Genomic DNA, 12,150 nt, shown 5'->3' with positions numbered 1-12,150 from the left:
TATTCTGTCTGGGGAGTGCCGGTGGAGGGCGACGGTCAGGCCTCGGCGTCGAAGATCTGGCCGACCGCCTCGCGCTTCTCCGCCTGGAACCCGTCTTCTGCACGGCCGACTGCCCAATATGCAGAGAGCGACAGGGCGCGCCTGTCGATGCCCCACTCGTTATGGAGCAATACTCGGAGCGCGCGCATCGCGCCGCGCTCGCCGTGTGCGAAGACCTCGGGGAGCGCGTCGCTCGCGGGAGCGGGAAGCGCGCGGGCGGCCTCGACAAGCAGTCCACCGAAGGCTGCCTGCGTGCCATCGGGGCGATTGCGGTGTAGCCACCGGACGTCGATTCCGACCGGGTGGCGCAGTTCGAGCTCGTCGTCGGCGCTACCGACCTCGATCAGGGCGACACCGTGTGCACTCGCTGGAGTGTTTTCGAGGGCGGCGGCGATCGCGGGGAGCGCCGAATCGTCGCCGAGGTAGAGTCGCGGCACCTGGGCATCGATCGATGGTGCGAATTGGCCGCCTGGGCCAGAGAGAGTAACCACGTCGCCCGGCTGGGCCTTGGCCGCCCACGGACCCGCGATGCCCTCGTCACCGTGGACCACGAAGTCGATCGCGAGCGTGTCGGTGGCCGGGTCAACCGAGCGGATCGTGTAGGTGCGCCGCACTGGCATGTCTTCGAGGGGAAGCGTCTCGCGCAGTTCGTCGAGGTCATACGGGGGCGTCAGCCCGAGTTCGGGTTTCGCGAACAGCAGCTTCACATACTTGTCGGTCTTCGCGAGGCGCTCGGGATCGGCATGACCGATAAAGGCGGCGAAATCGTCGCCCCCGAGATGCACGCGCACCAGATGTTCGCTGATGCGCTCAGTGTGATCGACGACGAGGGCTCTGGCGGGCCCACCGCGTCGGCGGGCGGGTGCGGATGCAGTCACTCCCTCACCGTACTCCGCTGGAGCTGGGGCTTTCTAGTGTTCTGTGGGGCGGCTCCGCGCGCTCGCTATAATTGTTGGTTTGACGAGAGGCGCACGATGATCGAGATTCTGAACGAAGACCAGCTGGCACGTGCACGTCGAGCCGGATCCCTCGTTGGCAACACGCTGCAGACTCTGCGCGAGCGCGCCACCGTCGGCACAAACCTGCTCGAACTCGACCGGCTCACCGCGGAGATGATCGAGGCCGGCGGAGGGGTGTCCTGCTACGTCGACTACGCGCCGTCGTTCGGAAACGGCCCCTTCGGGCACTACGTGTGCACGGCCGTCAATGACGCGGTGCTGCATGGCATGCCGCACGACTACGCGCTCGCCGACGGCGACCTGCTTACTCTCGACCTCGCGATCTCGGTTGACGGCATCGCCGCCGATGCTGCAATCAGCTTCATCGTTGGCGAGTCCCGCCCCGAAGAGAGCGTTGCGCTCATCGAGGCGACGCAGTGTGCGCTCGCGGCCGGCATCGCAGTCGCGAAGCCCGACGCTCGAATCGGTGACATCTCCCATGCGATCGGCGGCGTGCTGAAAAGCGCGGGCTACTCGATCAACATGGAATTCGGTGGACACGGCATCGGTTCAACGATGCACCAGGAGCCGCACGTGGCGAACAACGGTCGAGCTGGCCGAGGCTACCGCCTGCGCCCCGGCCTGCTGCTCGCCGTTGAGCCATGGGTCATGGCCGATACTGATCGCCTCGCGGTCGATGCTGACGGCTGGACGTTGCGCAGTGCTACCGGTGGGCGCACCGCGCATAGCGAGCACACGATTGCGATCACCGAAGACGGTGCCGAAATCTTGACGCTCCCGACGTCCTCGTAGCCGCGGCGAACTACTGACGTTCGAGCGTCAGCGACTTGGCAGCGTCGACGCCTCCGTCTGACGAGCCGAGCAGCATGATGTGGTCTTCGTCGATGAAGCCGGCGAAGGTAGCGTCGTGCAACAGTGACGAGATCGGCACCTCGTCTAGGTCGGCACACGCCATATTCGTCCATCGGCCTCCGTCGGCCGTGAACGCGCCATGCAGGGGAGCGGAGTCCATAGACGCTTCGCCGTAGCCCTCGGCCGGGCCCAGGCTCCAGGTGCCTGTCGTCGAGTTGCAGCCGTCGGTGGCGCTCCACTCCGACTCTGACGTGAACTCGATTTGTGCGCCGCCCGTCGCCATCGGATCGCTCGGCACCCACGTGCCGACGAGGGAAACCCCAGTGTCGCGCGTCCGAACGAGGTCCATGCTGTCGCCCTCGGCAGTAGTGAGTACCAGGTCACCACCATCTACAACAGCTGAGACCGCCTGCGAAACCGAGGTCGGGATTGCGACGTTGTCGCACGCGATGAGTGTCATCGCGGTCGAGCCGGCAATCTCGAGCGCGCCGTCGTCACCGACGCTCCACGTGCCGTCGAGCCCGTTGCAGCCATCGGAGGCAAACCACAGACCGTAATCGGTGAACTCGACGAACGCATCTTGATTCGCCGGCTTTGGTGCCTGCCAACGGCCGACGAGCTCGGCGGCGACGAGCGCTTCTGATCCCGAATCGCTTGAATCGCCGGATTCAGAACCAGCGTGACCGTCCGAGTTCGGCGCGATCGCCCACACGGCGAAGACGCTGCCGAACGCGAGTGCCCCCGCCGCGAGGGTGCCAATTGCATGCTTCAGATTGTCAGACACGGGCGCTCCTTCGTCGGTGGGCTGGTGCCAGTGTATGCCAGCTGGGCCCGGCGCAACTAGTCAGTTTTTGGTGTAAACGCCTGTTCAGCGAGATCAATCAACTCGGCGACGCGCAGACTATCGCGCCGTAGCTCGTCGAGTTCGCCCTCAAGGCGGGTAATGCGCTCACGTTCGACTTGCAGCTCGTCTTCGAGACGGGCAATCGTCTCGTGTGGGGTGCCGAGAATACGGCGGGCTCGGCCGACTGCGCGTCGCGCCGCACTGGGTTCGGTCATGCGGATCCTCCGATAGTCGAAGCGGGCGAGGGGTTCGGTGCGTGCTCGGATGCGAGACGCACGTGCGCGCCGATTGGGCGGCGCGAGCGACGCGCGAATGTCTCGGCGCGAGCGAGCGGCATCGTCTCGATGGCGCCGGTGGTGAGCTTCGGGAGGGGCTCGTGAATCGCATCGAACTCAACGATGAGTCCGTATGTCTCGGCCTCCTCGACCAGCGCGGCCTCCTCGAGGTGCCACCCGGTCGGATCGTCGATCGTCACATCCCGCGCGTGCCGCGAGTGGAAGGTAAACGCCGCCCGCCCGCCCGAGCGCAGTGCCATGCGCATGAGCCGCCATGCGTAACCGCGCGCGAGGTGGCCGATCTGTTCGAGCGTGTGATTTGCCACGACATCGAAGGATCCACTGATGCCGAGTTCGAGCGGGATCGCAAGCGACTGCGCGCGGTATAGATTGACGTGCGCGTACTCGGGGGTGCCGCCGCTGGCGGGCGCTTCGCCGAAGTCTGCGGCGCTGGTCGCAAACGAGCTCGCTCGCCGGAACGCCTCCGAGGAGTAATCGAGACCAATCACGCGGCTCTCGGCGAGCGCGGAGTTGAGGGCTCGGGTGAGGGCGCCTGCCCCACTCCCCAAGTCAAGTACTACGGCTGATGGTGTCTGCCGGGCAGTTGCGAGCAGCCACTCGCGGCCCAGCTCCCACTGCGCGTCTACGGCGGCGTACGTTGCCGCGGCGGTGCTTGAGTAGTGCGCATCCCAAAAATCACGCTGAAAGTTGAACGCCCCGAACCAGCTATCAAAGCGGCGGCGGGTGTTCTCTGGCGTCTCAAGTACGAAGCCCGGGATCGGCGTGCGCCAGTTCTCGTCGTAGTTGATCGTGAGCCATCGGTCGGTATCGGCCGGCGCGGGAAAGACGACGCCGGTGATGGTCACCTCGCTGAAGGGGAGCATTTGCGACTGGGTCATCTCACCGCGCACGTGAAACGGCTGATTGATGATTCCGTCGTCGGAAAAGAACGCGGCAAACACGTCGATATAGTGCACGACGGCTTTGCGATCTTCGTCCCGGAAAATGAGCTGCATGTGTGTCGCGCTGTGTCGCTTGACCTCGTAGCCGAGTTCGGCGAGCGCGTGCCCGATTCGGAACGCCTCGATTGCGACGTCAACGGGGTGTGTATGCCGCGAGAGGTATGCAAGATCCGCGTCGTCATCGTGAGGGAGGAGTCGGCCATCACGCACCGCGCCGAGCAGCGTGCCGCCGACGACAAAGGGGCGAAGCCTGAGCTCGCGCAACTGCTCGATCAGGATCGCGGAGCGCTCAACAATGAGTGCCTGGACTTCGGCCCCCATCGCGTCGATCGCAACCCCAAGACGACCCCACTTGTTCACTACGAGGGGGGTGCCAGTGTCGTCGACCACAACGGTGCGGTGCGGTGCCTGGTTGAACGCCACCTCGGCCTCGCTCAGCAGGGCGCCGGTTTCTGAGTCGTGCACGCTCACGACGGTGCTGCCGGTGAGGCGGGGGAGCAGGCTCTCCGGCCACTCGACCTCTGCCGGAGTGTCAACGTCTCGCACATCGATGGACCAGATACGCACGTCATCGAATCTGACGTCGACTGACGCCGTGCGCTCGGGAAGCGCTGAGAGGACGAGGTGTCGAGGCGTAGATTTCACGTTCATATGGTGCCCTGCACTGCGGGTGCGCTCAGTCTAGCGTCGGCCAGTATGGCTCCGGCCTCTAAGCTAGGGGGTATGGATCTTCTCGTAGTCGGATCAGGCTTCTTCGGACTCACCATCGCCGAGCGCGCAGCGAACGCGGGCAAGCGGGTCGTCGTCATCGATCGTCGCTCGCACATTGGCGGCAACGCTTACTCCGAGGCTGAGCCCGAGACGGGTATCGAGGTGCACCGCTACGGTGCGCACCTCTTCCACACCTCGAACGAGACGGTGTGGGAGTACGTGAATCGCTTTACGACGTTCACGAACTACGTGCACAAGGTCTACTCGAACTTTAAGGGCGAGGTGTACCCGCTGCCGATCAACCTCGGCACGATCAATCAGTTCTTCCGCGCCGCCCACGGCCCGCAGCAGGCGCGCGAGCTCATTGCCGAGCAGGCCGAAGAGTTCGACACCAAGTCGGCTCAGAACCTCGAGGAAAAGGGAATTTCGCTCATCGGCCGCCCCCTCTACGAGGCGTTCATTCGTGACTACACGGCGAAGCAGTGGCAGACGCCGACCACCGACCTACCGGCCGAGATCATCAGCCGCCTCCCGGTGCGATACACCTACGACAACCGCTACTTCAACGACACGCACGAGGGGCTGCCGACCGACGGCTACACGGCCTGGCTCGAGCGCATGGCCGATCACCCCAATATTGAGGTGCGGCTCAACACCGACTTCTTCGACGAGAGCCAGCCGCTGAACAAGCGCGCGGTCGTCGGCACTGTGCCGATCGTCTACACCGGTCCTGTCGACCGCTACTTCGACTACACGGAGGGCGAGCTCGGCTGGCGCACGCTCGACTTCGAGCAGGAGGTGCTGCCGGTTGGAGACTTCCAGGGCACCAGCGTGATGAACTACGCGGGCGCAGACGTGCCGTACACGCGTATCCACGAGTTCCGCCACTTCCACCCAGAGCGGGAGTACCCGAGCGACAAAACCGTGATCATGCGCGAGTTCTCGCGCTTCGCGACCCGCGAGGATGAGCCCTACTACCCGGTGAATACCCCCGAGGATCGGGATCGCCTACTGAAGTACCGCGAACTCACTGCGGGCGAGGACGGCGTCTTCTTCGGTGGACGCCTCGGTACATACCAGTACCTCGACATGCACATGGCGATCGGAGCGGCGCTCTCGATGTACCAGAACAAGCTCGCGGAGCGCCTCGGCGCCTAGCGGCCGCCCGCTGCGGGCGCAGCGGGCGCAGCGCAAGGCTGCGCCCGCGCAGCCGCTGACCACGAGGGTTCGCGCTGACCACGAGGGAAAACTAGACGAAAGTTCCCTCGGTCTCGCGCGAAACCCTCGTGTTCAGCGGGCGCCCGGGCGACCGGTCGGCGGGCGCCCGCAGCGGGCGCCCGCCGCGGGTTACGCCTTTGCGAGGTAGGCGGCTAGCGCGTCTTCGGCAGCGCGCGGCGTGAAGCCCGTTGCCTCGATCTTCGCGAGGGCGAGCGTGCTGCGCAGTGGGCGCGGCGCAGCCTCCTTGCCAGCGAAATACTCGGCCGTGCTCACTCCAGTCACTCGCGCGGCGTCGTGGCCCGACAGCTCGTAGACGCGCTGTGCGATCTGCGCCCACGAGACCGCAGGCCCCGAGTTCGTCAGGTTGTACGTGCCGTAGGCCGGCCGCGCGTTGAGCAGGTGGACGATGCCGGCGGCGATGTCTTCTGTGAAGCTGAGGCGACCGATCTGGTCATCGACGACGCTCGGGTCGATGCCGCGCTCCGCGAGCGAACGCATCGTGCGCACGAAGTTGCCACCCTCACCGATGACCCAGCTGGTGCGCACGATGTAGTGGCGCGGCACCGTCTGCACGACTGCGTCGCCGGCGGCCTTGGTCTGACCGTAGACGCCGAGCGGAGCGAACGGCTGCTCCTCGGTGTAGCTCTCGTGCGTGCCATCGAAGACGTAGTCACTCGACACGTGCACGAGCGTGATGCCGTGCTCAGCGCAGGCCCGTGCGAGGCGTGTGACGCCCGACACGTTTGCGGCCCAGGCGTCTGCGCGCCCGGCCTCGGTCTCTGCGTCGTCGACCTTCGTGTAGGCCGCAGCATTGATCACGGTGTCGTAATCAGCCCACCGCAAGCCGTCGAAGGCCCCCGGGTCGGCAAGGTCGATGCGATCCCGAGCCGCGAAATCGGCGGCGGGGAGCGCCTCGCGCAGCGCGCGGCCGAGCTGGCCGTTCGCGCCGAGTACGAGCGTGCGTTTCGGCGACATCGGCACAACGTCGGGGAGTTCGGGGTGCGCGAGATCCTTCGCCGACCGCTCCGCCTGGTCGAGGGGGATCGGCCATTGGATCGCGGCGGTCGGGTCCGCGAGGTTCAGGAACGTGTACTCGCTCTGCGCCTCGGCGCTCCAGTGCGCGTTGACGAGGTAGACGTACGCGGTGTTGTCTTCAAGTGTCTGGTACGAGTTGCCGACGCCGCGCGGCACGAAGATCGCCGAGTCGGGGCCGAGCTCGGCCGTGAAGACGGTTCCGAAGGTGTCACCCTCGCGCAGGTCGACCCAGGCGCCGAAAATGCGCCCGGTGGCAACCGACACGTATTTGTCCCAGGGCTCCGCGTGAATACCGCGGGTTGCGCCTGTCGCATCGTTGAACGAGATGTTGTTCTGTACCGGCCCGAAGTCGGGCAGCCCGAGGGCCACCATCTTCTCGCGCTGCCAGTTCTCTTTGAACCAGCCGCGGTTGTCGCCGTGCACGGGGAGATCGAGCAGTACGAGGCCCGGAATCGTAGTCTCGGTAATGGAGAGCGGCTTCGCTGCCATGATTACTGGCCCTGCTCGCGGTACTTGGCCTCGGTTGCGGCCTTCTGCGGCTGCCACCACTCCTCGTTCGCCCGATACCAATCGATGGTCGCGGCGAGGCCGCGCTCGAAGTCGGGGAACGACGGCTGCCAGCCGAGCTCGGTGCGCAGCTTCGTCGAGTCGATGGCGTAGCGGAGGTCATGGCCGGGACGATCGACGACGTGGTCGTAGGCGTCGCTCGGCTGACCCATGCCGGTAAGGATCAGCTCGAGTACCTGCTTGTTGTTCTTCTCGCCGTCGGCGCCGATGAGGTAGGTCTCGCCAATGCGGCCTGCCTCAACGATGCGGAGCACCGCCGAAGAGTGGTCGTCAGCGTGGATCCAGTCGCGCACGTTCAGACCCTCACCGTACAGCTTCGGGCGCTCGCCGACCAGGATGTTCGTGATCTGACGAGGGATGAACTTCTCGACGTGCTGACGCGGGCCGTAGTTGTTCGAGCAGTTCGAGATGGTCGCCTCGACGCCGAACGAGCGCACCCAGGCGCGCACGAGCAGGTCTGATCCGGCTTTCGTCGACGAGTACGGGCTGGACGGGTTGTACGGCGTCGACTCGGTGAAGCGCTGGGGATCGTCAAGCTCGAGGTCGCCGTAGACCTCATCGGTCGAGATGTGGTGGTAGCGCTTGCCGTGGCGGCGCACGGCCTCGAGCAGCGTGTACGTGCCAATGATGTTGGTGTCGAGGAACGGCTTCGGGTCGTGCAGCGAGTTGTCGTTGTGCGATTCAGCCGCGTAGTGCACGAGCACGTCGGTCTCGGCGACGAGCCGGTCAACGAGCTCGGCGTCGCAGATATCGCCGCGTACGACGGTGACGCGGTTCTCGGGGAGACCCGCGAGAGAGGCTGCGTTACCGGCGTAGGTGAAGTTGTCGAGCACGGTCACGACGTCGTCGGTGTTCGCGACGAGATAGTGCACGAAGTTCGATCCGATGAAGCCGGCTGCGCCGGTCACGAGAATCTTGCGGGCCACGGAGTTCCTCCAGGGGATCGATGTTGTCAGTCGGTGCGGGCCGCGATCACGGCGTCCGCGGGATTCAGTCTAGCCACGGCTCATGGGCCGAAGGCGTGACGCAGCATTCGGCCTACGGCCGCAAAGTTACCGCGCACGAGCGCCCCTGGCGCGAGGCTGAGCGCGTGCGCGCGCGACGTGAGGTGCAGTTTGGCCGCTCGGCGGGTGCGTCGCCAGCCGTGCTCGTCCGCGAGCGTCGCCGCGAGCGCGAAGTACTCGCGTTCACCGGCGAAGCGGCTGCCGTCGAGTAGCAGCACCGATGACGCGCTTTCGTCGTGCCGCCGGTAGGCGAACACCTCGTCAGGAATGACGAGCAGCGTCGTGCCAGCGAAGAACATGTCCATCAGTAGCGCGAGGTCTTGGATCACGGCAAACTCGTCGCGAAACTCGAAACCGCGAATTGTCTCGGTGCGGAAGGTCAGTGACGGCCAGTACAGCCAGTCGCCGTGCATCAGCCCGGTCCCCAGCCGATCGCCCGAAAGCAGCACCGGGCCCGCGGCGCGGGGTCGCAGTAACCGCTGCTTGACCGTATCGACGAGGGTTGACGCCGGCGCGCCCGCGGCGTCGATGACGCGCACCCCCGGCTGAATGATGTCGGCGCCCGGAATGACCTCGGCCGTGCGAACGATTGCGGCGACGTAGTCGGGCAACAGCAGATCGTCGTTACCCATCACCGTGACGAGCGGCGCGGTCGCGGCGGCGACGCAGCTGCGGAAATTCGCGGTGATGCCCTCATTCTGCGACTTCTTCACGTACGTGATGCGGTCGTCGGCGAACGACGCGACGAGGTCGCGGGCGGCGTCGCCGGGGGTGGCGTCGTCGATCACTGTCAGGTGCCAGCGCGGGTCTGTCTGCGCCACGACGCTTGCGATTGCTTCGCGCAGGTACGCCGTGTCACCCCAGTGCGGCACGCAGATGTCGATTACTGCGGGCACGTCCGCCCCCATTACTCGCACCCGACGACGCGGTACAGCCGCGCGTCGCCCTCGCTGTCGACCAGCTTCACCGCAGACGACTTATCGAGGTCATCGAGACCCGGCATATCGTGATTTCCCTTGTGTACTTCGCGGTCACCAAAATCGAGTACGTACTCGATGTTCTCGGCAGCGATCGCGTCACACACCTTGCTGCCGGGCTGAGCGTCGCGCAGTTCCTCGTTGACGAGCAGTGTGTCTTCGGTGAAGTCGATCATGACGTGCGGCATCGTGACCCAGCGTCCACTGAACGCGTACGCCATGCCGGCTCCCGTCCAGCCGTTGCCGGCGATGGTCGCACCCTCTGGCACCTCATCGGCCAGGCGCTTCAGCAGTGCGAGCTCATCGGTGTTGACCAGATCGGAGTCCTTGCCGTACGCGAAGGAGTCGCGAGTCTTCTCGGTGATCTTCTGCATTGCCGTGCTGGCCTGGGTGAGCACGAGCACGGCAGCGACGAGCAGCAGCGTGAGCCCGCCCGCGAGTACGCGCCGGTCTCCGGCCAGGCGGGCGATCCACACGATGATGGTGCTGAGCCCGAGCACGGCCAACGGCAGCGTCGCGAAAACAGTGATCGCTTCGATACGGGGAATGTTCTGGTACCAGATACCGGTCACCCAGAATCGTGTGCCCCAGTGGTGCACACCGGCGACCACGATGAACATGATGCCGACCATCGCGTACGTGCCGAGCATGGCGATCGACACCCGATCGCGCCGGATCAGCGCAACGACGACCCCGATGAGCACGAGCGCCCCGGTGACGTAGGGAATCGCACCGCGGTCAAGCTGTGAGGTAAAGAAGCGGAGCGTCGCCTCCGGGGCGCCCATCTCGGCCTGCCAGAACGCCTGCGCACGCGGCGGGCGTACGGCGAGGAACAGTGCGAAGCCGCCGACGAGGTACAGCACGAGCGAGATGAGCGGGAACGCAATCGAACGCCCCTCGCGGCGGCGATCTCGCACGGCATTGAACGCCCAGACCAGCACGAACGGCACCGAGCAGGCCAGCAGCGCCATGAGGGCGCCCGGGTGCGTCACCGCGAGGCCGGGGGTGAGCCCGAGCAGCAGCAGCCACCGCGTCGACAGCTTCATCGTGGTCGGAATCTTCTCGAATCCGATGATGCCGACGACGACCGCAAGCGCGGCCGGCACGAGCGCGAAGCCCAGGAACATCGGGTAGAGCACGCCGTACCCGAGCATCAGAATCGGGAACACCGGGAAGGCCGCCGACAGCACCGCAGCCGAGAGTGCCACCGCAGCGCCGCGTCCCAGCAGCGTACGTGCCAGCAGCACGCCGCCGGAGCCCCAGATGATTGCTGCAACGACGAGCGTCACCGCATTGGTCGCGACGGGAATGCTCGCGCCGCTGAGATCGACGACGAGGGAAACGACGGCGTGCCAGCCCGACGGGTAGAAGCCGAGGTTGCCCATCGGCGAGTTCATCAGGCCGATCTTCAGCGGAGACGCGTCCTGCTGATCCAACACGAACTGCACCGCATTGAGATGGAAGATGTTGTCGAACGTCTGCGAGATATCGTCGGGCGAACCGATCGCGTGCGTGACGCGCCAGGCCATGATGATTCCGACGAGCACGAGGGTCGCCACGAGCGAGACCTTCGCCCCGGTCGAGAGCCCGAGTGGGGCATACGCCGGAGCACCGTCGGCAACGCGCATGACCGGCTGCCTAAAGACGAAGCGCACGAGCAAGCCGATGAGCACCGCGAGCACCACGCTCACCGCGAGCACGGGCCACACGCCCCACCCGATGCCGGCGAACGATAGCCCAAGCGCTGAGAGCGCGATTACGCTCACTGAAATCGGGCCAGCGGTCGCCCAGAGCCACAGCCCGCGCAGTCGAAGCGCCACGCCGATCAGCAGACCGGGCAGCAGCAGCACCGCGGCAGCGGCGAGGAAGACGGGAGTAATGGCGAACCAGGAGGTCATGAACCGCGCTTTCGCTGGGGGGAACGGAGATTGCTGAGCCCGCGGCGACCGCGCGCCGCGACGATCATGCGCAGCACAAGCAGCCGCGAACGGAGCACGTGCACTATCGAGCGCGGTTGCGACGGCGAGGCGTTGCTGTCGTGCAGGCGACGCAGCGTCACAACGTCATCGATGTGAACCATCTCTCCGGCGAGATTGCCGACGAGCGCGAGCCAGAGATCGTGCGATTCATACAGCCAATTGGGAAACGGCGTCACGCGGTGGGCGAAAGATCGGCGAAACCCCATCGCGCACCCGAAATACGGCATGACGCCGCCGAGCACGCCGAGTGCATTGCGGATCGGGGCCCTGCGGCCGACGCGGGGGAGCCGCCACTCGCGAATGCCGAGCGGCCCCGAGATCGGGCGCGCCTCGCCGAGTAGATCGAGGTTGCCGGCGACGACGTCGGCGTTCGCGAGCGCGCGACGCATCGCGTCGACGCGGCCGGGCGCCCACACGTCGTCTTGGTCTGCGAGCAGCACGACGTCGCCCCTTGATTCGAGAAGCGCGTGCTCGAACGTGCGCACGTACCCGCGGTTCACCGGCTGCTCGATCAAGCGAATGCGCGAATCGTCGATGCCGCGGATGACGTCGACGCTGTCGTCAGGAGAGGCGTCATCGACCACAACGACCTCGTCGTGCGGGCCGAGCTGCGCCAGAATGCTCTCGAGCTGCTCACGCACGTAGGCTGCGCCTCGGTAGCTCGCGACGCACACTGACACCTCGGGCACGGACCCGGGTGAATCGGAATCAGGGTGCTGCACGCGTAA

At 65.8% G+C, this 12,150-nt stretch carries 11 protein-coding genes; 2 read left to right on the top strand and 9 right to left on the bottom strand.

All coding sequences use genetic code 11. The features are described 5' to 3' along the window. Positions 1 to 35: 35 nt before the first annotated feature. A complete protein-coding gene (locus tag ACFWHR_RS13335) occupies positions 36 to 917 on the bottom strand; it encodes a siderophore-interacting protein (RefSeq protein ID WP_382448804.1) in 882 nt (293 codons plus the stop codon). Positions 918 to 1,013: 96 nt separating this feature from the next. On the opposite strand from ACFWHR_RS13335, the gene map reads away from it, so the two are divergent. Beyond that, on the top strand, positions 1,014 to 1,790 hold the full coding sequence (gene map, locus ACFWHR_RS13330) for a type I methionyl aminopeptidase (protein ID WP_382448803.1): 777 nt from the start codon (positions 1,014 to 1,016) through the stop codon (positions 1,788 to 1,790). Positions 1,791 to 1,800: 10 nt separating this feature from the next. Here the strand turns inward: map and ACFWHR_RS13325 are convergent, their stop codons facing one another. From ACFWHR_RS13325 to ACFWHR_RS13315, 3 genes are read right to left on the bottom strand one after another with little or no spacing between them, the layout of a single operon-like run. After that, on the bottom strand, positions 1,801 to 2,634 hold the full coding sequence (locus ACFWHR_RS13325; protein ID WP_382448802.1) for a hypothetical protein: 834 nt from the start codon (positions 2,632 to 2,634) through the stop codon (positions 1,801 to 1,803). 56 nt (positions 2,635 to 2,690) lie between these two features. Beyond that, positions 2,691 to 2,909 (bottom strand): hypothetical protein, encoded by a 219-nt coding sequence (locus ACFWHR_RS13320; protein WP_382448801.1) that lies wholly within the window; start codon positions 2,907 to 2,909, stop codon positions 2,691 to 2,693. After that, positions 2,906 to 4,576 carry a LicD family protein gene (locus ACFWHR_RS13315; protein ID WP_382448800.1) on the bottom strand — a complete coding sequence of 557 codons (1,671 nt, stop codon included), beginning with the start codon at positions 4,574 to 4,576 and terminating at the stop codon, positions 2,906 to 2,908. The genes ACFWHR_RS13320 and ACFWHR_RS13315 overlap by 4 nt, the downstream gene beginning before the upstream one ends. A 78-nt stretch (positions 4,577 to 4,654) precedes the next feature. Here ACFWHR_RS13315 and glf point away from each other — a divergent pair, with 78 nt between their 5' ends. Further along, the gene (gene glf, locus ACFWHR_RS13310; RefSeq protein ID WP_382448799.1) at positions 4,655 to 5,800 is read left to right on the top strand and encodes a UDP-galactopyranose mutase; all 1,146 of its coding nucleotides are present in this window, start codon (positions 4,655 to 4,657) and stop codon (positions 5,798 to 5,800) included. 189 nt (positions 5,801 to 5,989) lie between these two features. On the opposite strand, the gene ACFWHR_RS13305 is transcribed toward glf, so the two are convergent. The 5 genes from ACFWHR_RS13305 to ACFWHR_RS13285 form a co-directional block, all read right to left on the bottom strand. Continuing rightward, positions 5,990 to 7,384, bottom strand: coding sequence for a sugar nucleotide-binding protein (locus ACFWHR_RS13305; protein ID WP_382448798.1), 1,395 nt, complete (start codon positions 7,382 to 7,384; stop codon positions 5,990 to 5,992). Positions 7,385 to 7,386: 2 nt separating this feature from the next. Further along, positions 7,387 to 8,388: a dTDP-glucose 4,6-dehydratase gene (gene rfbB, locus ACFWHR_RS13300; protein ID WP_382448797.1), complete on the bottom strand. Its 1,002-nt coding sequence runs from the start codon at positions 8,386 to 8,388 to the stop codon at positions 7,387 to 7,389. An 80-nt stretch (positions 8,389 to 8,468) separates the two neighbouring features. After that, a complete protein-coding gene (locus tag ACFWHR_RS13295; RefSeq protein ID WP_382448796.1) occupies positions 8,469 to 9,362 on the bottom strand; it encodes a glycosyltransferase family 2 protein in 894 nt (297 codons plus the stop codon). 11 nt (positions 9,363 to 9,373) lie between these two features. Further along, on the bottom strand, positions 9,374 to 11,341 hold the full coding sequence (locus ACFWHR_RS13290; RefSeq protein ID WP_382448795.1) for a DUF6541 family protein: 1,968 nt from the start codon (positions 11,339 to 11,341) through the stop codon (positions 9,374 to 9,376). Continuing rightward, complete coding sequence (locus ACFWHR_RS13285) at positions 11,338 to 12,144, bottom strand: glycosyltransferase (protein ID WP_382448794.1); 807 nt, start codon at positions 12,142 to 12,144, stop codon at positions 11,338 to 11,340. The genes ACFWHR_RS13290 and ACFWHR_RS13285 overlap by 4 nt, the downstream gene beginning before the upstream one ends. Positions 12,145 to 12,150: the final 6 nt, after the last annotated feature.

Source organism: Leucobacter sp. NPDC058333 (assembly GCF_042726155.1).
GTDB lineage: Bacteria > Actinomycetota > Actinomycetes > Actinomycetales > Microbacteriaceae > Leucobacter.
Note: the sequence above shows the minus strand (reverse complement) of the source record. Positions and strands in the feature narration are given on the sequence as shown.